General features: G+C 62.6%; 19 protein-coding genes. 7 read left to right on the top strand and 12 right to left on the bottom strand.

Annotation, left to right across the window (positions count from 1 at the left end; all coding sequences use genetic code 11):
- Positions 1–20: 20 nt before the first annotated feature.
- A complete protein-coding gene (locus M0H32_RS17000; RefSeq protein WP_248156133.1) occupies positions 21–518 on the bottom strand; it encodes an ureidoglycolate lyase in 498 nt (165 codons plus the stop codon).
- On the bottom strand, positions 515–1,909 hold the full coding sequence (puuE, locus tag M0H32_RS16995) for an allantoinase PuuE (protein WP_248156356.1): 1,395 nt from the start codon (positions 1,907–1,909) through the stop codon (positions 515–517). Before puuE ends, M0H32_RS17000 begins: the two co-directional genes overlap by 4 nt.
- A 225-nt stretch (positions 1,910–2,134) precedes the next feature.
- Between puuE and uraH the strand changes: the two genes are divergently transcribed.
- Entirely contained in the window at positions 2,135–2,488 is a 354-nt protein-coding gene (gene uraH, locus M0H32_RS16990; RefSeq protein ID WP_248156132.1) for a hydroxyisourate hydrolase, read from the top strand.
- Between the two features lie 204 nt (positions 2,489–2,692).
- Here the strand turns inward: uraH and M0H32_RS16985 are convergent, their stop codons facing one another.
- Positions 2,693–4,027, bottom strand: a complete 1,335-nt coding sequence (locus M0H32_RS16985; protein WP_248156131.1) for a mechanosensitive ion channel family protein — start codon at positions 4,025–4,027, stop codon at positions 2,693–2,695.
- Between the two features lie 252 nt (positions 4,028–4,279).
- Between M0H32_RS16985 and M0H32_RS16980 the strand changes: the two genes are divergently transcribed.
- Positions 4,280–4,870 (top strand): SagB/ThcOx family dehydrogenase, encoded by a 591-nt coding sequence (locus tag M0H32_RS16980; protein ID WP_248156130.1) that lies wholly within the window; start codon positions 4,280–4,282, stop codon positions 4,868–4,870.
- A 55-nt stretch (positions 4,871–4,925) separates the two neighbouring features.
- On the opposite strand, the gene M0H32_RS16975 is transcribed toward M0H32_RS16980, so the two are convergent.
- Genes M0H32_RS16975 through M0H32_RS16940 form a run of 7 tightly spaced genes read right to left on the bottom strand, consistent with a single transcriptional unit; the run spans position 4,926 to position 10,916 of the window.
- Positions 4,926–5,267 (bottom strand): RidA family protein, encoded by a 342-nt coding sequence (locus tag M0H32_RS16975; protein ID WP_248156129.1) that lies wholly within the window; start codon positions 5,265–5,267, stop codon positions 4,926–4,928.
- Positions 5,264–6,667 carry an FAD/NAD(P)-dependent oxidoreductase gene (locus tag M0H32_RS29515; protein WP_282449415.1) on the bottom strand — a complete coding sequence of 468 codons (1,404 nt, stop codon included), beginning with the start codon at positions 6,665–6,667 and terminating at the stop codon, positions 5,264–5,266. Before M0H32_RS29515 ends, M0H32_RS16975 begins: the two co-directional genes overlap by 4 nt.
- The gene (locus M0H32_RS16960) at positions 6,660–6,965 is read right to left on the bottom strand and encodes a (2Fe-2S)-binding protein (RefSeq protein ID WP_248156128.1); all 306 of its coding nucleotides are present in this window, start codon (positions 6,963–6,965) and stop codon (positions 6,660–6,662) included. The genes M0H32_RS29515 and M0H32_RS16960 overlap by 8 nt, the downstream gene beginning before the upstream one ends.
- Positions 6,940–8,040, bottom strand: a complete 1,101-nt coding sequence (locus M0H32_RS16955) for an NAD(P)/FAD-dependent oxidoreductase (RefSeq protein WP_248156127.1) — start codon at positions 8,038–8,040, stop codon at positions 6,940–6,942. Before M0H32_RS16955 ends, M0H32_RS16960 begins: the two co-directional genes overlap by 26 nt.
- 58 nt (positions 8,041–8,098) lie before the next feature.
- Positions 8,099–9,088 (bottom strand): TRAP transporter substrate-binding protein DctP, encoded by a 990-nt coding sequence (gene dctP / locus M0H32_RS16950; RefSeq protein WP_248156125.1) that lies wholly within the window; start codon positions 9,086–9,088, stop codon positions 8,099–8,101.
- 56 nt (positions 9,089–9,144) lie between these two features.
- Positions 9,145–10,443, bottom strand: coding sequence for a TRAP transporter large permease (locus M0H32_RS16945; protein WP_248156123.1), 1,299 nt, complete (start codon positions 10,441–10,443; stop codon positions 9,145–9,147).
- Positions 10,440–10,916, bottom strand: coding sequence for a TRAP transporter small permease (locus M0H32_RS16940; RefSeq protein ID WP_248156120.1), 477 nt, complete (start codon positions 10,914–10,916; stop codon positions 10,440–10,442). Before M0H32_RS16940 ends, M0H32_RS16945 begins: the two co-directional genes overlap by 4 nt.
- A 133-nt stretch (positions 10,917–11,049) precedes the next feature.
- Here M0H32_RS16940 and M0H32_RS16935 point away from each other — a divergent pair, with 133 nt between their 5' ends.
- On the top strand, positions 11,050–11,982 hold the full coding sequence (locus tag M0H32_RS16935; RefSeq protein WP_248156118.1) for a LysR substrate-binding domain-containing protein: 933 nt from the start codon (positions 11,050–11,052) through the stop codon (positions 11,980–11,982).
- 70 nt (positions 11,983–12,052) lie between these two features.
- Positions 12,053–12,808, top strand: a complete 756-nt coding sequence (locus M0H32_RS16930; RefSeq protein WP_248156116.1) for a hypothetical protein — start codon at positions 12,053–12,055, stop codon at positions 12,806–12,808.
- Positions 12,809–12,847: 39 nt separating this feature from the next.
- On the opposite strand, the gene M0H32_RS16925 is transcribed toward M0H32_RS16930, so the two are convergent.
- The gene (locus M0H32_RS16925; RefSeq protein ID WP_248156114.1) at positions 12,848–13,765 is read right to left on the bottom strand and encodes a LysR family transcriptional regulator; all 918 of its coding nucleotides are present in this window, start codon (positions 13,763–13,765) and stop codon (positions 12,848–12,850) included.
- A 131-nt stretch (positions 13,766–13,896) separates the two neighbouring features.
- On the opposite strand from M0H32_RS16925, the gene M0H32_RS16920 reads away from it, so the two are divergent.
- Complete coding sequence (locus M0H32_RS16920) at positions 13,897–15,156, top strand: urate hydroxylase PuuD (protein WP_248156113.1); 1,260 nt, start codon at positions 13,897–13,899, stop codon at positions 15,154–15,156.
- A 263-nt stretch (positions 15,157–15,419) separates the two neighbouring features.
- On the opposite strand, the gene M0H32_RS16915 is transcribed toward M0H32_RS16920, so the two are convergent.
- Complete coding sequence (locus M0H32_RS16915; RefSeq protein WP_248156112.1) at positions 15,420–16,319, bottom strand: LysR family transcriptional regulator; 900 nt, start codon at positions 16,317–16,319, stop codon at positions 15,420–15,422.
- Positions 16,320–16,522: 203 nt separating this feature from the next.
- Here M0H32_RS16915 and xdhA point away from each other — a divergent pair, with 203 nt between their 5' ends.
- Together xdhA and xdhB are read left to right on the top strand one after the other, a co-directional pair.
- Positions 16,523–17,986, top strand: coding sequence for a xanthine dehydrogenase small subunit (gene xdhA / locus M0H32_RS16910; protein ID WP_248156111.1), 1,464 nt, complete (start codon positions 16,523–16,525; stop codon positions 17,984–17,986).
- A gap of 16 nt (positions 17,987–18,002) precedes the next feature.
- Entirely contained in the window at positions 18,003–20,345 is a 2,343-nt protein-coding gene (xdhB, locus tag M0H32_RS16905; protein WP_248156110.1) for a xanthine dehydrogenase molybdopterin binding subunit, read from the top strand.
- Positions 20,346–20,347 lie beyond the last annotated feature (2 nt).

The following is a 20,347-nucleotide window of genomic DNA, read 5'->3' as shown; positions in this document are numbered from 1 at the left end:
GGATCGTCCAAAATGGGAGGCTAATCCGTTGCGGGAGCCTCCACAGTCCAGGGGTCGGAAAACCAATGTTCCTCAAGATTGGGTCCGTCCCCGATGCGGTCCACGACCGCGTAGCGGCCCGCTTTGCCAAGCGGAGCCAGAACACCGTGCCAGGTGCCACGATGAAGATTGATCGACTGGCCGGGTTGGCTGATGAAGGCCTTCAGGCCCACCGGCTGGCCATTGTCGTCGTCGGCAACCACCACGATCATCGGCACGCCATCGAGCGGGATGAAGGCCTGGCTGCCGTCCGGATGCCGCTCGACCATGTCGACGACGTATGGAAAGGCGCGCGCCTTGGCGTCGAACAGGCTGATGCCGGCCCGCCCGGAACCGAAGTCGAGCTTTGCCCTGTCGTGGTGCCGGCCGCATAGGCCCTGGTTGATGATCTTGTCCGGAGCACCCTTGACCTCGAGCACGTCGCCATAAGCGGCAAAAGCCTCTGCGGTCAGCGGCGATGGGGCGATGCTCAGGCTCACGGCAACAGGTCCTTGAGCCGGAACTGGGCGATCCGTTCCACCTGGCGGCAGGCTTCGTCGAATTCGGTTGCCCGGTCATTGTCGATCCGGCGATGGAACGCCTCCATGATCGAGGCCTTGTCATGATCGCGCACCGCGATGATGAACGGGAAACCGTGCTTGTCGACATACTCCGTATTGAGCCTGGTGAAGGTCTCACGCTCTTCGTCGGTCAGATGGTCGAGACCGGCACTCGCCTGCTCATTGGTGCTTTCGGCGGTCAGGCGGCCGGCAGCGGCGAGCTTGCCGGCAAGATCCGGGTGCGCGGTCAGGACGCCGAGGCGTTCTTCCTCACTGGCGGAGCGGAACATCCGGCAGAGCGCGTTGTGCACACCGGCGGCGCAGTCATGGGCAGGGCCGAGTTCCAGGTCGAAGGCGCGTTCGGCAATCCAGGGGGAGTGCTCGAAAATACCGCCGAACTTGGCGACGAAGTCGGATTTGTCCATGCGGCTCGGCCTTGAAAATCTGTGCGGCGGATGGGTGTTCGCCCAATGCTCGGCGATCTCGATCCGGCGCGGACACCAGACACCGTCATGTTTCCGGATATGCTCTATGAACTTCTTGATCGCCGCGATCTTGCCCGGTCGGCCAACGAGGCGGCAATGGAGCCCGACCGACATCATTTTCGGCGTGTCCGTGCGGCCTTCCTCGTAGAGCATGTCGAAGGCATTCTTCAGATAATTGTAGAAATCCTCGCCGTCGGTCCAGCCGGGCGCGGTCGCGAAGCGCATGTCGTTGGCTTCAAGCGTATAGGGAATGATCAGCTGGTCGCGGTCGCCGACTTCCAACCAGTAGGGCAGGTCGTCGTCATAGGTGTCGGAGACATAGGCAAAGCCGCCTTCCTCGGCGACGAGGCGGACCGTGTTTTCCGAGCAGCGGCCGGTGTACCAGCCGCGCGGGCGTTCCCCAACCACTTCCGTGTGCAGGCGGATCGCCTCGGCGATCGCCGCGCGCTCCTCTTCTTCCGGCATGTCCTTGTGCTCGACCCATTTGAGGCCGTGACTGGCGATCTCCCAGCCGGCGTCCTTCATCGCCTGGACCTGTTCCGGGCTGCGCGCCAGCGCGGTGGCGACCCCATAGATGGTCAGCGGGATGTTGGAGCGGGTGAACAGGCGGTGCAGGCGCCAGAAGCCGGCGCGGGCGCCATATTCATAGATCGATTCCATGTTCCAGTGGCGCTGGCCCTGCCACTGGGCGGCGCCCGGGATGTCGGACAGGAACGCCTCGGAGGCGGCATCGCCGTGAAGCACGCAATTCTCGCCGCCCTCCTCGTAATTCAGCACGAACTGGACAGCGACTCTGGCCCCGTCCGGCCATTTCGGATCCGGCGGGGTCTGACCATAGCCGCGCATGTTCCGGGAATAACGATTCAAGACGGGACCTCCTCGTGATACCAGTGGTTTGCAACAAGCAAGGACTATGCCCCAATTCGACCATTGGCAGTTGTCTTCTTATAAATCAGAACAATCCGGATGACTTTCTTGTCTTTTTAGAAAGTGCTTTCGGAGAAGCACGGGTGCCCCTGGCATTCCACCCGCATCATCATGCGGCCAACGACGTTTTTGAAGGAGGCCCGAATGGCCGGATACCTGACCACCCACGTGCTCGACACCGCCCAGGGCTGCCCTGGAAAAGGCATCAAGATCGATCTTTATGCAATTTCCGGCGAAAGCCGCACTTATGTGCGCAGCCTGGTGACCAATGACGATGGCCGCACCGACAGTCCGATCCTGCCCAAGGACGAGTTCAAGACCGGCACCTACGAGCTGGTGTTCCATGTCGGCGCCTATTTCGACGCCGCCGGCCTTGAGTTGCCAGAGCCGAAATTCCTCGACACGGTGCCGCTGCGCTTCGGCCTATCGGAAGAAGCGCATTACCACGTGCCGCTTCTGGTCTCGCCATTCAGCTTTTCGACCTATCGGGGGAGTTGAGGAGCGGGTTGCCAGCTGCACTCTGCGCGAACTCACAAAGCGCCATTCACACACTCAGCGTCATCTTGAGGAGCCGCGTAAGCGGCGTCTCGAAGGATCGGCTGCAAATTCGAGAAAACAAGTGCCCGATCCTTCGAGACGGGCCCCTGGCCCTCCTCAGGATGACGTTGTGGGTGTGGAAGCCTTCTTTCGACTTTTTGCTTTTCAATCCGTTTCTTGCGACTTCCGCTCCGGTTCCCCAAAACTCACAGGCATCTCCCCCGGCTCCTTCTTCATGATGATCTCGCGATGCGGATAGGGGATGCCAATGTTGTTTTCCTTGAACGTGTCCCACAGCGCCAAAAGCACCTTGCCGCGGATGTTGGTGAGGCCCTGTTGCGGGTCGCGGATCCAGAAGCGCAGCACGAAGTCGAGGGAGGAGTCCCCGAAACCGGTCAGCCAGCAGACCGGGCGGCGGTTGTCGTCGACCCGGCCGACGGAGGTGGCCGCCGCGATGGCGAGTTTCGACACCACATGCGGGTCAGCGTCATAAGAGACGCCGAAATTGACGTCGAGGCGCACCAGATCATCCGAGAAGGACCAGTTGATCACCCGGTGGGTGATGAAATCCTCGTTCGGGATCAGATATTCGCGCCCGTCGCGCGTCACCACGGAAACGAAGCGGGCGCGGAGCTCGCGGATCCAGCCAAAGGTGCCTTCCAGCGAGATCGTGTCGCCGGGTTTGATCGACTTGTCGAGCAGGATGATGATGCCGGAGATGAAATTCGAGATCACCTTTTGCAGGCCGAAGCCGAGCCCGAGACCGACGGCGCCGGTAAAGACCGTGAAGGCGGAAAGGTCGATGCCGACGGAAGAGAGCGCGATCATGCCGGCAAGGACCACCAGGCCAAACTTGGCGACCTTGCCGATCAGCACCCGGATCGAGGGGGTGAGCTCGTCGGAGCGCTGCACCTGTTCCTCGAAATAGCGGCCCAGGATCACCGCGACCCAGACGGTGGCGATCAGGAGCAGAGCGGCCTTCAGCACCAGCAGGACCGACAGGCGCATTTCACCGAGCGGCAATGCCAGGCTGTCGAGGAACGTGCCGGCCTCGTCGTCGAAGCCTAGAATGACGAGGGCGACATAGATCCAGGCGAGCCAGCTGAGCGTTCTGGCGACCAGCCGGTTGCGGATCACACGGGACAGCACGGCAACGAACAGCCAGGCGAGCGACAGCGAAAGCGCGATTGCAATGAAATGGCTTCGGCTCGGCCAAGTCACCGAACGCATGATGGTCAGCGCCACAAACAGGAACAGGCTGAACAGGATCCACTCGATCCGCCGGAGCAGGGCGATCACCACCCGCAGCAGGCCCGGATGGCCCTTGATCTCCCGCGCCCGCTCTTCCAGCCGCGGCTCGACGCGCAAGCTCAGGACCTTGGCAAGGCCGTAGAGCACGGCGATGATCGCGATCTGATAGGCAAACCAGGGCGCGGTCAGGTAGCTGAACGCCACCTTGGTCCAGGACTGGATTGCAGCGATGATGCTTTCCGGGGTCATGGACACTTGCCATCCTCAAAAAAGGCCTGCACCGGCCAGGCCGGTGTTTTCATCCGCCAATATTCGGCAAGGCCGGCAACGGTTTCAAGCATTTACAGCAGCCTCCCCGAATAAGCTGTCTCACCAGACCATAACTAGGCGACTGCTCTAATCCGGCAAATCGCATACACCCGCCGGCAAGCGTGCGCCCGGTTTCAGAGCCTTGTCAAACCTGTTAGGGGTTGTGTCCCACCGCAAGCCGAAGGACATCCCTTGACCGACCTTTCGCTCAAAGACGCCCTCTCCCGAAGGCGCACCGTCCGGCAATATTCCGGCAAGCCAATTTCGATTGCCGCCCTGGAGGCGCTCCTTCACGCGGCGCAGGGCATTACCGGCGATGACGGCAAACGCGCCGCGCCATCCGCCCATGCGCTGTGTCCCTTGCGTCTGTTCGTGGTGGCCGGCGAGGTGGACGGGCTCAGCCCCGGTCACTACGCGGTCGGCCCCGAAACGCTCGACCTGGAACCCCAGCACGGCACGGATCTGCGAGCGGCGCTCCGGGAAGCCGCGATCGGCGATCCCGAGTGGATCACCGATGCCGCGGCCCTTATCGTGATCGCCGCCGACATTGTCGGACCAAGTATACATTTCGCCAACCAGCCCCCCTATGGCGGGCGGGGGATGCGCTATGTGCACATGGAGGCAGGCGCGGCGGTGCAGAACCTGCAGCTTCAGGCGGTCGCCGAAGGGCTCGGAACCGTTCTGGTCGGCGGCTTTCACGACGAAGCCGTCGCAAAGGTGCTGGGCCTTGACGCCCCGCTGGCACCGCTCATCCTGCAATGCGTCGGCCATCCGGCGGACTAGGCGTCTTCGAGCTGCCCGTGAAGACCGCTTACCATCCCGTGTTGCCGGAATGCCGTCAGTCGCAGGCGGCGGTGACGATGATCTCCACCTTCAGGACGTCCCGCGCCAGCTTGGCTTCGCCGCAGGCGCGGGCGGGGGCGTGGCCTGCCGGAACCCAGGCGTCCCAGACCGCGTTCATCTCGGCAAAGTCGCTCATGTCGGCCAGCCAGACGATCGCCTGCAGGATCTTTTCGCGCGAGGAACCTGCCTTTTCCAGAAGCGCGTCAATCCGCGACAGGCAATCCCGGGTTTGATCCGCAACGGTGGCGCCATCACCGACCTGGCCGCAGAGATAGGCGACACCGCCGTGCTTGACGATCTTGCTCATGCGGGGTCCGGCGTCGATGCGTTCGATCATGAAATGTCTTCCTGTTCTTTCAAGTCGGTTTCGGCCAGGACGGCCAGCTCGCCGAGCGTAACCGGTTTCAGGGGCGGGCGGATCCGGTAATAGCCGGTATCTTCCTGAGACCGCCCGGTCTCCGCCGCCAGCAGTTCGGTCACGGTCAGGCCGCAATAGCGGCCCTGGCAAGGCCCCATTCCGGGCCGGCCGAAGGCTTTGGTCTGGTTCGGACCGAGGCAGCCCAAGCCGGCATAGCGGCGGATGTCGCCGGCGGTGACTTCCTCGCAGCGGCAGATGATGGTGCTGTCGGCCGGTGCAAGCGCCTTGGCATAGGGCGGATAGGCGCGGTCGATGAAGGGACGCGCGGCCAATTCGATTGCAAGGCCCTTGCGCAGCGGTGCGGCTGCACGGTCCCGGTTAACATGCGAGATCTTTTCAAGATCGCAGGCAACTTCCAGCGCCGCAACTTCCCCCTGAAGCTTGGCGGCGACAGCCCCGCCGATGCCGCCGCCATCGCCGGCAACGAAAATGTCCGTGTTGGCTGTCCTGCCCCAGCGGTCCCGTTCCGGCGAAAAGGCCCGCTGCGCCTCGCTCCAGACATGCGGCAGGGACAGAGACCGCGTCGCCTGGGTGTTGGGAACGACGCCGTGGTGCAACAGCACGCTCGCGCAGGCGATCTGGTGCCTCCTGCCGTCGGCCTCAAAACTTATGGCTTCGGCCTTGTCCTGCCCGTGAATGGCAATGCCGGTTGCCCCGATGTAGCGCTTGACGCCCGCCCGGCGGATCTCGGCCAGAAGGCCAAGCCCCTTGGCAAGCACCCGCCAGGCTTTCAGCGCTTTCGGCAAATGCCGCAAGGCAGCCCGCCGGTCCGCCGGCGTCTGGGTCTCGACCAGCACCAGCGGCGGCGTGCCCGCCCGGCACATCTGTGCGGCGACCAGGTAAAGCAGCGGGCCGCTTCCGGCCAGAACGGCCCGTTCGCACAGGAGGCCGGACTGTTTCAGAAGGATTTGCGCGGCGCCCGCGGTCATCACGCCCGGCAGGGTCCAGCCGGACACCGGCATCGGCCGTTCCAGCGCGCCGGTGGCAATCAGCAGGCGCTTGCCCCGGGCAAGACCGGCCGCCCCGTCCCGGGTAAAGGCCACACGCGGGCCGTCCTCGATCTGCCAGACAACCGCGCCGGTCAGATGGCGGATCTTCGGATGATCAAGCGCTTCGGCAAGCGCGCGGCCTTTCAGATAGTCGTCTCCGAGAATTTTCTTCCGCTCCGCCGGAACGCGTTCAACATCCCGGTAGATCTGCCCGCCGGCCCGCTGCTGTTCATCGAGAAGAAGAACGGAAAGACCGGCGTCGGCTGCCGTGCGTGCCGCCGCCATACCTGCTGGACCGGCGCCGATGACAATGAGATCCGCATCAAGCATCGCCCTCTCCTTCCGCCCCGGGTCTGTCGATCACCAGGCCGGCACTGACCTCGCACATGCAGGCCTGGCGGGTGACGCCGTCGATCACGACAAGGCAATCGAAACAGGCGCCCATCATGCAGAACGGGCCGCGCTCGGCGCCGGAAACCGGGGTCTTGCGAAAGGACCGGATGCCCGCGGCAAGCAGTTCGGCCGCCAGATTGCCGCCTTCGCGCAGGTCAAACGTCCGGCCATCAAAGGTGACGCGCACACGGCCGCCACCCTTTTGAAGCTCACGAAAGGGCGAAGCGGGTTTCACTGAACACCTCCAGATCGGGCGCCCCGGCGGTTTTTTCCAGCCAGTCGGGCAGGAAGCGGGCATGGGCGGCGGCAAGTGTGATGCCGCTGTGGCAGGTCACGAGAAAGGCCCCGGGCATGTCCGGGCTTTCCTGGTAGATCGGCAGGCCGTCGGGCGAGAGCACGCGAAGAGCGCCCCAGCTGCGGACAAGCTGCGCCCTGGCGAGGATCGGATAGGCGGCAACCGCTTCGGCGGCGAGACCGGCCATGCCTTGCGCGGTGACCCGGTCGTCGTAGCCGACTTCCTCGTTGGTGGCGCCGATCTGGATGCCACCCTCGTCCACCTGCCGGGCAATCAGCGACGGGCGATGGATGATCCGGGGCAGTTTTTCCGTGATCAGGACCTGGCCGCGCTGGGGCCGGATCGGAGCCCTGAAGCCCAGTTTCGGACCAAGCTTGGCGGCCCCGAGGCCGGCAGAAAGAACGGTCTTGCCGGCACTCACGATGGTGCCGTCGGTGCAATGAATGCGGAAACCGTCCTTTTGCGAAACGTCTTCGACTGTCTTGCCGGTCAGTACAAGGCCGCCAAGCCGGCGTACGTCCCCGGCCAGCGCCTTCAGGAGTTTGAGCGGATTGGCATGGCCGTCCTGGTGATGCAGGATCGCGCCGGCCACCTTCGGGCCGATTTCCGGCTCTTCGCGCCGCAATTCGTTGTGGCCCAGGACTTCGTAAGGGTAATTGCCGCCGAGCTTTTCCTTAAGCTCCTCGTATTTGGCGACAGTCTCGGCAAGCGTCTCGTCGGAAAAATGCAGGTCGTAGCCACCCTTCTGCTCCAGTTCCGGGTCGAAGCCGGTGGCCTCTTTGAGCTCGGCGGCAAAGGTATTCCAGGCGGCGGCCGAGCGCTGGGACCAGCTTGCATAGGCAGGCTGCTTCATGCCCTTGGACTGCACCCAGACCAGCCCGAAATTGCCGCGGCTCGCCCGGAAGCTGCCATCGTCGCCGTCAATGACGGTGACGGTGAGCCCGCGTTTCAGAAGGCCCCAGGCAACGGAGAGCCCCACGACGCCCCCGCCGATGATGGCGTAGTCCGTATCCATGACAAGTCCCGAATGAGAGAGAGGGCCGGGCGGCCGGAACCGCCCGGTCCGACAGTGCCTAGTTGCGTGCCTGGTCGAGGATGGACTGGCCCCATTCCTCGCCGACATCCTTCAGAAGCTCCGGCCAGACGGCCGCGCGCACGGTCTCGGCCATGTCGGCCAGCTGTTCGTTGCTCAGGGAGACGACCGTGGCGCCGAGCTCGTCGGCAAGGCGCTGTTCCCATTTACCCTGATCTTCTTCTGCAACCACCCAGCGGGCCGCCTCGAAGTCCTGTGCGGCCTTCTTCATGGCCGCCTGATCGTCTTCGTCGAGGCCTGACAGGGCCTCGTTGGAGATGATCATGAACCAGACCTCGAAATGGGTGTTGGCCGGAATGTAGGACTTGGTCACGTCCCGGAACGAGGCGTAATAGCCTTCGGCACCCGACCCGATGACACCGTCAACGACACCGACCTGGATTGCGGTGAAGGCTTCGGAAAAGGGGATCGGCGCCGGGATATAGCCGAGCGCCTCGCCGGTCAGCTGGAAGCTCTTGATGCCGGGCACGCGCACCTTGATCCCCTTTGGCTCGGTGGTTCCGGGCGTGACGGCGTCGCGGTTCAGCGAAATACCGCCGAAATAGACCGGGTAGGCCGCCAGCATGGTGATGTCCTGCTTGGCGAACAGCTCGGTCATGGTCTCGTGCAGCACGCCGCCCGGACCGTAGATCTTGCGGGCTTCCTCCCAGTTGGACGCCAGGAACGGCACGGACGCAATCTGCATGCGCCGGTCGGTGCCGGTGGCTGCCGGCTGGGTCGCCATTTCGATGGCGCCGACGGAGACACGCTCCTGCACGGTGGTGTAGTCGCCGAGCGCCGAGGCGGCATAGATCTCGATGTTGACGTCGCCGCCGGTGGCTTGCCTGACTGCTTCGGCATAGGCCTTCAGCTCGGTGTCGATGGTCGCGCCCTGCGGACGGACATGGCTCATCTTGAAATCGGCGGCCTGGGCGGCGGAGCCGAGGCCGATCAGGGTTGCGACGGCGGTCGCGGTCAAAAGTCTCTTCATGGTGTTCCCCGTGGTTTGCATTTTGAATTCCTCCCGAGAAGTCGATGGTTTCAGGGTCAGTAGCCGAACAGGCGCGGCAGATAGAGCGACAGGTCCGGCCAGAAGGAGGTCAGGAAGACCACCGGCACATAACCGGTCAGGACCAGGAACATCGCCGGCGGGATCACCTTGGTGACCTTCACCTTGCCGATGCGGGCGCCGAGATAGAGGATCGAGGCATAGGGCGGGGTGACGCCGCCCATGGCGGTGTTGACGCCCATGATGGCCGCGAACTGGACCGGGCTGATGTCGAGTGCCTGCATCAGCGGCAGCAGCAGCGGCGCCACCAGGATGATGGCGGTGGCGTCGTTGACGACCATGCCGATCAGGAACAACAGGATGTTGATCAGGATCAGCAACACGACCTTGTTTTCGGTGATGCCGAAGATCGTTTTGACAAGCTGCTGCGGCACGCCCTCATAGACGAACATCTGGCCGAGGATCATGGAGAACAGGATCATCAGCATGATCGCGCCGACGGCGGTGGCTGCCTCCTTGCCGGCAAAGAGGAAATTGTCGATCCTGAGGCCCTTGTAGATCAGGAAACCGACCGGAATGGCGTAGATAACGGCGAGCGCGGCGGATTCGGTCGGCGTCATGATGCCGCCGTAGATGCCGCCAAGGATCATCACCGGCATCAGCAGCGCCGGGAAGGCATAGACGCCGCGCTTGCCGACGTCCTTTGCGAATTCCCGCGCCGTCGGCTTTTCGTCCAGCACCAGGTTGAACCGGCGCGACATCCAGAGGTTCACGGCCGAGAAGTTGAACATGATCAGGAGGCCGGGCCCGAGCGTTGCCAGGAAACAGGCGGCGATCGACGTGTCGGTGACCCAGCCGAACAGGATCATGGAGAGGGACGGCGGGATCAGCAGGCCGAGGATCGACGAGTTGGCGATCAGCGCGGTCGCGTATTCCCGCGGGTAGCCGCGCTTTTCCATTTCCGGGATCAGCAGCGGACCGATGGCGGAGATGCCGGTGAGGCCGGAGCCGGAAATCGCGCCAATGATGGCGCAGCTGACCGCAGCGACCACGCCGAGCCCGCCGCGGACATGGCCGACAAAGGAATTGACGAAGCGCAGCAGGGCGGCGGCAATGCCGCTTTCCGACATGATCGTTCCGGCAAGCACGAACAGCGGGATGGCAAGCAGCGCCGGATTGCCAAGCTGCTGGAAACCCCAGAGCACCATGCCCTTCATGGTGACATCGCCGATGAAATACATCACCATCAACGCCGCGCCGAAGCACCAGGGCAGCGGCACGCCCAGCGTCAGCGTGATGACCAGGACCAGGATGGCCAGAAGCGCGATCTCTATCATTGTGCGCTCCCTTCGGCGGCCGACAGGCTGCGGATGTGTTTGATGAGATAGGTCGTGGTGTAGAGCATCATCAGCACCAGGCCGACAACCAGCGCGACATCGGCATAGAAGGTCGGGATGTAGAGTGTCGGGCTCTCGCGCCAGACGCGCCAGGCATAGCGGGTGTAGTCCCAGGCCCAGGAGAGCAGCCACAGGCCGACCACGAGGCTGATGATCTCGCCGACAATCGCCAGGATGGTGTGCTGGCGGTCGGTCTTCAGAAAAATTTCCAGGACATTGGCACGGATATGGCTGTTTTCGCGCGAGGCGTTGACTGCACCGCAGATATAGAGCCACAGCGTCGGATACATGATCGTTTCCTCAAGCCCCATCACCGGGACCTGAAGCACGTAGCGCGTGATGACCTGAACAAACTGGCCCAGCGCGACGATCAGGATCAGAGCCGTCAAAAGGCACTGTGTGAACCGTTCCAAAACCACCCCCCGGTTTGCGGTGTCCCGCGGGATCACCTGAACCTTTCTCTGGGGGCGGAGTATTGCGCCGGCAAATCCATAAAGGCAAATTCGAAATATTGCTAGTTTGATAGAGTGACTTTATAGTTTGGCCATGAACCTTTCCTTCCGTCAGCTGCAGACCTTTGTCGAAGTGATGCGTGCGGGGTCCGTCTCCGAGGCGGGCCGGGCGCTCGGGCGCACCCAGCCTGCGGTCAGCGCCATGATCGCCGGCCTCGAGCGCGAGGTCGGCTTTCCGCTTTTCGAGCGTGAACGCGGCCGTCTCGTCGCCAAGCCGGAAGCCTATTATTTCAGGGAGGAGGCGGAGTTCCTGCTGGAGCGGCTGACCCGCTCCACCCGCACGCTCAGGGACATCGGCAACCTTGAAAAGGGCAAGCTCCGGATCGCCTGCAACCCGGCCGCCTCCAGCGTGTTCATGCCGCGTGTGCTCGCCCGGTTTCTGCGGGACAAGCCGGATGTGGAAGCATCGCTGATGATGCGGTCCTCGCCGGTGGTCACCGACTGGATCGCCTCGCAGCAATACGACATCGGCTTCGCCGAAACCCCCGCGCCGCGGCAGACCATCAATTCGGAGATTTTTGCCCTGCCCGGCGTCTGCGCCCTGCCCAAGGACGACCCGCTCGTTACCAGGGAAGTGATCACCCCCGCGGATCTTGACGGCAAACCGCTGGCCATGCTGTTCGAGGACCATGCCATCAGCCTGCAGACACGCAGGGCCTTCGACGAGGCCGGCGCCCGGCTGAACAAGCGGTTCGAGCTCAGAACCTTCCTGCCAGCCCTGCAGCTGGTTTCCGAAGGCCTCTGCTACACCATCTGCGAAGGCCTGTCGGCGGTCAGCCACCAGGAAAGCTTTGGTGAGGCCAGCAGTCTCGTCTTCCGGCCGTTCAAGCCGGATTGCCATCTGAAGATGTCCCTGCTGACCCCGGCCAACCGGCCGCTGTCCATGCTGGTGGAGAGTTTTGCCGAAACCTTGCGGGGGGAGGTGAGAACGCTGCTGGAGAAGTCTGCCGGGTTGAATCAACCTTAAACGGAAAAACCTGTCGAATTTTCGCCGTGAGCTTCTCTTATTCGATGCGCAACTCACGGGGGCACGCAAATTGAAAGCTCATTTCTACATCCATTTTTTGAGATCGAAGCCCATCCTTCTGGCGACCGCCGTTGCAATGTGCGTCTTTTCGCCGAGGCCTGCTTCGACACAGGTACAAGACGGCGTCATTCTCCACACAGCCTGCGAGGGTGACCTGTTTCATTGCGGCAAGGCCCCACTGGAACGCAAAGGCCTAGCTGCGGTTGAGATCTTTGATGCCGGAGGCCTAAAAGGCGCAAGAATGCGCGATGGCGCAGTGCTGCTCCAGCCGAATTACGACAAGATCGAAATGGACAAATACAAACCCTTGTTGCGGGCGACAAAGGACAAGCAGCACTTCTGGTTCGATGTTCAGGGCAATGCAATCGATAAACACTCCGCCTTGCAGCCGACGCCGGAAAAGCTGCGAGACTATCTTGGTTGCGATCAAGGACTGTCGATCTTTCAGGAGAACGATCTCTACGGAATGAAGTGGAACAACGGAGAGATCCAAATCGAACCGGAGTATGAGGCTCTGACATGCTACCGTCATGGGTTTGCCTGGGGTGCGATCACCGAAATCCGGCTCTGGTGTCCCATCGACCAGACGGGCGAGATGCGTGTCACGCCAGATTGCAGGGAAAGTGTAGCAACTTTTCCTCGCGGTATCGGGCACCAGTCCGGCGGCGGTTACAAAAATTCAGTATGGTGGAACCGTGCCTACCGGGAATATGGCCTAGGCAAGCGCGCTCTTCCGCCCAAGGTATCCTCTCAACCGACCTTTTAGCGGTCGACCAGATGTTCTGGTCCCGCTGACTGCTGTGCCTTATTTCCCCGGCATCTCAGCCAGCACCTTCTGGATCTGGGCGACCATGAAGTCGAGGAACAGGCGCACCTTCGGGTCCTGGCGGCGGCGATGGGTGTAGAGGCAGGCCATCTGGACCGGAACCGGCGGCTCGTCTTCCAGCACCGGCACCAGCCGTCCGTCGGCCAGATAGTCGGCAACCTCGAACACCGGTTTCAAGACGATGCCGTGGCCTTCCAGGGCCCAGCCGGTCAAGACATCGCCATGGTCGGATTCGAACGGCCCGGACACGGCAACACGCTTGACGCCGGTTGCCGTCTGCAGCGGCCACTGGAATTCGGGCGCGCCCGGATAGCGCATGTTGAGGCAGTCGTGTTTACCTGCGGCCAGCTCGTCGCTGCTCGTCGGCGTGCCCTTGCGCGTCAGATAGTCCGGTGAGGCGCACAGGATCCGGCGGCAGTCCGCGATCTTGCGGATCTTCAGGTTGCTGTCTTCCGGCGTGCCCAGGAAAAACGCGGCATCCAGCCCCTCGCCGGTCAGGTCGACCTTTCGGTCCGACAGGCGCAGGCGGATGTCGATCAGCGGGTTGGCGGCTTTGAACCTCGGGATTGCCGGCGCGATCAGCCGCTGGCCCATGCCGATGGGCGCAGCCACAAACAGCGTGCCGCGCGGCGAACGGGTCACGTTGCTGATCTCGGCCTCGGCCTCTTCCACCGCCTCGATGATTTTTGTTGCACCGCGATAGAACAAATTGCCATGCTCTGTCGGGCTGAGCGCGCGGGTGGTGCGCTGGAACAGGCGCACGTTCAGGTGCTCCTCCAGCTGCGACACGCGCGAGGACGCGACGGCCGAGGATATCCTCAGGTCGCGGGCGGCCGCGGACATGTTGCCGAGTTCGTAGACACGCAGAAAGGTGCGAATGTTTTCCAAGTAAGCCATGTGGGGTTCACCCTAGCCGAGTTCGGACGAGCTATTATTCGGGTTTTTTTGAAACTGCTCGGAATTATCCCGAGATACCAGAAAATCTAGTCCTGCGCTAGCTTGGGCAAAACGTATTTGGAGGAGCAGCAATGCTGGACATTGCCATCATTTGGGACTGGATCGCCTTTGCCGTGCGCTGGCTGCACGTGATCACGGCGATGGCCTGGATCGGGTCGTCCTTTTATTTCGTCGCGCTGGATCTCGGTCTGAAAAAGGCCCCCGACCTGCCCAAGGGCGCCCATGGCGAGGAGTGGCAGGTTCATGGCGGCGGTTTCTATCACATCCGCAAGTTCCTGGTGGCGCCTGAAAACATGCCGGAGCACCTGGTCTGGTTCAAATGGGAGAGCTATTCGACCTGGCTGTCGGGCGCGGCGCTGCTGATGATCGTCTACTGGGTCGGCGGCGAACTCTATCTGATCGACCCGGCCAAGGCCGATCTTGCCCTGTGGGAGGGCGTGCTGATCTCCGCCGCCTCGCTGACCATTGGCTGGCTGGTCTATGACCGGCTGTGCAAGTCGAAGCTCGGTGAGAGCCCGACGCTGCTGATGGTGCTCCTGTTCGCGCTGCTGGTGGCCATGGGCTACGGCTACAACGAGATCTTCACCGGCCGGGCGACCATGCTGCATCTGGGTGCCTTCACCGCCACGATCATGACCGCGAATGTGTTCTTCATCATCATCCCGAACCAGAAGATCGTGGTCGCGGATCTGAAAGCCGGGCGCACGCCGGACGCCAAATACGGCAAGATCGCCAAGCTGCGCTCGACCCACAACAACTACCTGACCCTGCCGGTCGTGTTCCTCATGCTGAGCAACCACTATCCGCTCGCCTTTGCCTCCGAATACAACTGGCTGATCGCCGCGCTGGTATTCCTGATGGGTGTCACCATCCGGCACTATTTCAACACCAAACACACCGGCGCTCCGGCACCGACCTGGACCTGGCTGGCCACCGCGATCCTCTTCGTCGCCATCATCCAGCTTTCCATGGCCCCACTGCAGCAGAGCAGCTGGGAAGCCTCGGAAGCGCGCGAGCTGACACCGACCGAACAGGTCTTTGCCAGCGCCGAAGGTTTCGAGGACGTGATGGCGATCGTGCCGGGCCGCTGCGGCATGTGCCACGCCCGCGAACCCTTCTACGAGGGCATCCACTGGGCGCCGAAAAACATGCTTCTGGAAACCGAAGCCGACGTGGTCCGCGCCGCCAAGGAGATCTATCTCCAGGCCGGCGTCACCAACGCCATGCCGCCGGCCAATGTCTCCTTCATGGAGGAGGACGAGCGCAAGGCGATCATCAGGTGGTACAAGAACGCGCAGGAGAAGCTGCCGTTTGGAGTAGCGGTGAATTAAAGCGGCGCCAAACCTCCAGTGGTCATCCCGGCCTCGCGCCGGGATCCAATCCACATCGCCACGAACGAAATGCGTTCAAGCACCACACCGACGGTTGCCGCAAGACCAAAACAAGCACAGCTCTGGAAGTGATTGGGTCCCCGATCGCGCAAGCGCGTCGGGGATGACCGCTGGAGAGCTCGTCAACCGTTTTGCGATCCCAGTATAGTATTGCAAGCAGGCCTCACTTGTCCGGAATGACGGCAAGAGACCCCTTCAATTCCCTACCCCGCTACATCCGCATGGCTGATCACGAAGTCCACGAAATGCCGGATCTTCGGGTCCTGGAGGCGGCGGTGGGGGTAAAGGCAGCCGAAGATGGTTGGCGGGGGCGGGGTATCGGCCAGGATCTCCACCAGGCGGCCACTCTCCAGATGCTGGGCGACATCAAACCTTGGCTTGTTGACGATGCCGTGGCCGGAAAGCGCCCAGTCGGTGAGAACGTCGCCATGGTCGGCGTCCATGTTTCCCGCCACCTGCAATTTGCGCGGACCTTCCGGCGTCTGCAGCACCCAGAAATATTCCGGCGAGCGCGGATAACGCAGAAGCAGGCAATTGTGGTCGTCGGAAAGAAGGTCGTCCGGTGCCTTCGGCGTGCCGTGTTTTTCAAGGTAGTCGGGCGCCGCGCACAGCACCCTCGGGCAGTCTGAAATCTTCCTGAGTTTCAGGTTGGAATCCTGCGGTGTGCCGATGAAAAAGGCGACGTCCAGCCCGTCGGACATGATATCGACCTTGCGGTCGGAGAGCCGCATATGGACTTCCGTTGCCGGAAATTTTTCGACAAACCGCGGCACCAGCGGCGCGATGATGCGGCGGCCTGCTCCTAGAGGGGCCGTAACGCGAATGACGCCGCGCGGGGTGTCGGAAAAGCTTGAAACGGCGGCTTCCGCGTCCTCGATCGATTCCAGCGCCTTGACCGCGTAGTCGTAAAAAACCTTGCCGACCTCGGTCGGGGTCAGCGAGCGGGTGGTGCGGTTGAAGAGACGCACGCCAAGATGCTTTTCCAGCTCCTTGATGCGCTTGCTGGCAACCGCCGGGGTCAGGCGCAGGTCGCGTCCGCCGGACGTGATGCTGCCCAGCTCGACCACACGCGTGAACACGCGCAGGGATTCCAGATAGGACATCGACCGCCTCCCTCGTTTGAAAAGCCATGCGTTTCCAGCGACTTGCTTTGTGCACACCGACTTTCGTCGCATTCCCAGATCAACAGTATCGCACGGCTATTTTCAATGATCTGTTGAAAGAATTTCCGGAATCACCGGATTTTTCGATGAAGTGACGAGGCGTAGCGTTCTCCCTCGAGAGAAGAAAACTTCCAGAGGACGCAATGACCCACCGCCCGGACATCCGGTTTCTGCTGAATGGCGCCGACATTTCGCTCAAGGACGTTAAAGCCGACGCAACGCTGCTGGACTATCTGCGCCTGGAGCGCCGCCTGACCGGTTCCAAGGAAGGCTGCGCGGAAGGCGATTGCGGCGCCTGCACCGTTCTGGTCGGCCGTCTGGTCAAGGGCGTGCTCCAATACGAAACCGTCAATGCCTGCATCCGGTTCCTGGCCTCGCTCGACGGTTGCCACGTGGTCACCATCGAGCATTTGCGCGGTGAAAACGGCGGCCTGCATCCGATCCAGCAGGCGATGGTCGATTTTCACGGCAGCCAGTGCGGCTTTTGCACCCCGGGCTTCGTCATGTCGCTCTATGCGCTCTGGATGGCCAATCCGGAGCCGAGCGAAACGGAAGTCGAGACCTCCATTCAGGGCAATCTCTGCCGCTGCACCGGCTACCAGCCGATCGTCGCCGCCGCCATGGCCGCCAACCGCTATGGCAGCCCGGCACGGGATTTCCTGGAACTGGAACGCGCCAACCTGACCCAACGCCTCGCCGACCTGAAGGACGCCAAGCGTGTTGTCATCGGCCCCGCCGACAACCAGGCCATCGTTCCGGCCGATGTCGACGATCTGGCTTCGGTTCTCAATGATAACCCCAACGCCACCATCGTGGCCGGTTCGACCGATGTCGGTCTCTGGGTCACCAAATTCATGCGCCCCATCGGCCCGGCCGTCTTCATCAGTCACCTGGAAGAGCTGAAATCGGTCACCCTCACGGACACCGCGCTCGAACTCGGCGCCTGCGTCACCTATTCGGAAGCGCAAGGCTCGATCTGCGAGGTCTTCCCGCATCTGAAAAGTTACTGGGACCGGATTGCCGGATGGCAGGTGCGCAACATGGGCACCATCGGCGGCAACATCGCCAACGGCTCGCCCATCGGCGACACGCCGCCCGTCTTAATCGCGCTTGGCGCGCAGATCGTGCTGCGCAAGGGCGAGACCCAGCGCAGCCTGCCGCTGGAAGACTTCTTCGTCGAATACGGCAAGCAGGACCGCGCGCCGGGCGAGTTCGTCACAAGCATCCTGATCCCGCGTCCGCGCGAGGGTCAGCTCCACGCCGCCTACAAGATCTCCAAGCGCCGCGATGAGGATATCTCATCCGTTGCCGCCGGGTTCTCGGTCACGGTCGCGGACGGCCGGATCACCGATTGCCGTCTTGCCTTTGGCGGCATGGCCGGCACACCGAAACGGGCCGAAAAGGCGGAAGCCGCCCTGCGAGGTCAGCCTTTCAACCAGGCCTCTTTCCAGGCCGCCGCCCAGGCGCTCGGTGCCGATTTCACCCCGCTCAGCGACTGGCGCGCCTCGGCCGACTACCGGCTGACCGTCGCGCGCAACCTGCTCAAGCGCTTTTACCTTTCCCATGACGAAACGACCGGTGAGCCGGTCGACCTCATGTCCGCGTGACTGGAGACAAAACAAGATGAAACACGACGTCATCCAGCATGCGAAACCGGCCATCAGCGGCGGTGTCCATAAGGACCGGCGCCATGACAGCGCCGAGAAGCACGTCACCGGCCGCGCCGATTATTGCGACGACATTGCCGAGCCGCAGGGCACACTGCACGCCTATCTCGGCGTTTCCAGTGTCGCGCACGGCCGGATCAAGGCGATGGACCTTGCCGCCGTCAAAGCCGCGCCCGGTGTGGTCGGCGTCCTGACGGTGCAAGACATTCCCGGCCACAACGACATCAGCCCGACGGGCAAACATGACGAACCGGTCTTTCCGACGGAAAAGACCGAATTTCACGGCCAGCCGCTCTTTGCCGTTGTCGCCGAAAGCCGCGACGCGGCCCGGCGCGCGGCCGAGCTTGCGAAGATTGACTATGACGTGCTGCCGCACGCGCTCGATCCGATTGCCGCCCAGGACGCCGGCTACCCGCTGATCACCGACCCGCTCAAACTGGAACGCGGCGATATCGCGCCTGCCTTCGAAACCGCGGAGAACAGGATCAAGGGCCGGATCGCCATTGGCGGCCAGGACCATATGTATCTGGAAGGCCAGATCGCCTTCGCCATTCCGGGCGAAGACGACGATGTCGCTGTCCACTGTTCCACCCAGCACCCGAGCGAAGCCCAGCACATGGTCGCCCATGTGCTCGGCGTGCCGTCCAACGCGGTCACCGTCAATGTGCGCCGCATGGGCGGCGGCTTCGGCGGTAAGGAAAGCCAGATGAACCTCTTCTGTGTGGTCGCCGCGATGGCCGCGAAGAAGTGGAACCGTCCGGTGAAGATCCGCCCGGACCGCGACCAGGACATGACCGCCACCGGCAAACGCCACGACTTCGTCGTCGACTACGACGTCGCTTTCGACAATGACGGCCGCATCCAGGCCGTCGACGGCGTCTTCGCGGCGCGTTGCGGCTATTCCTCGGACCTCTCCGGTCCGGTGACCGACCGCGCGCTGTTCCACGCGGACAATGCCTATTTCTATCCGCATGTCCGCCTGCAGAGCCGGCCGATGAAGACCAACACGGTCTCCAACACCGCCTTTCGCGGTTTCGGCGGCCCGCAGGGCGTGGTCGCCGCGGAGCGCATAATCGAAGAGATCGCCTATGCGCTCGGCAAGGATCCCTTGGCAATCCGCAAGGCCAATTTCTACGGCGACCGCGACGACGGCCGCTGCCTCACCCCCTATCACCAGGAGGTCGAGGACAACATCTTGCCGCGCTTGATCGGTGAACTTGAAAGCTCCTCCGAGTATCAGGCCCGCCGCGAGGCGATCCTTCAGTTCAATGCCCGTTCCTCAATTCTCAAACGGGGCATTGCGCTGACACCGGTCAAGTTCGGCATTTCTTTTACAGCCACCTGGTACAATCAGGCCGGGGCACTGATCCATATCTACAATGACGGGTCGATCCACCTGAACCACGGCGGCACCGAAATGGGCCAGGGCCTCAACACCAAGGTCGCCCAGGTCGTCGCCGACGCGTTCCAGGTCGATTTCGAGCGCATCAAGATCACCAAGACCACGACGGAAAAGGTGCCGAACACCTCGGCCACCGCCGCTTCCTCGGGCACCGACCTCAATGGCATGGCGGCGCTGAACGCGGCCGAGCAGCTGAAGGAGCGCCTGACCGCCTTTGCCGCGGAGACCTATGGCGTCGCCCAGGAAGACGTGACCTTCGCCAACAACATGGTCCAGGCAGGCTCGGAACTGATCCCGTTCAACGACCTGGTTCGCCAGGCCTATATGGCGCGGGTGCATCTGTCCGCCGCCGGTTTCTACAAGACCCCGAAGATCCACTGGGACAGGGCCGCCGGCAAGGGACGGCCGTTCTACTATTATTCCTATGGCGCAGCCTGCTCGGAAGTCGTCGTCGACACGCTGACCGGCGAATACCGGATCGAGCGCACGGACATCCTGCATGATGTCGGCAAGTCGCTGAACCCGATCCTGGACAAGGGTCAAGTCGAAGGTGCCTTCATTCAAGGCATGGGCTGGCTGACCACGGAAGAACTGTGGTGGGACTATGCTGGCCGGCTCCGGACCCACGCGCCGTCCACCTACAAGATCCCGCTCGCATCCGATCGCCCGCGTGTCTTCAACGTCAATCTGGCGGACTGGTCGGAAAACAAGGAACGCACCGTCAAGCGCTCCAAGGCCGTCGGCGAACCGCCCTTCATGCTCGGCATTTCCGTCTTCGAAGCGCTGTCCATGGCCGTTGCCAGCGTGGCGGACTACCGCGAATGCCCGCGTCTCGACGCCCCGGCAACACCGGAACGCGTTCTGATGGCCGTTGAGCGGCTGAAAAACCGGGAGTGATG

Source organism: Roseibium sediminicola (assembly GCF_023156505.1).
Classification (GTDB): domain Bacteria; phylum Pseudomonadota; class Alphaproteobacteria; order Rhizobiales; family Stappiaceae; genus Roseibium; species Roseibium sediminicola.
The sequence above is the reverse complement of the archived record's forward strand: the minus strand, read 5'-3'. Positions and strand labels throughout refer to the sequence as shown.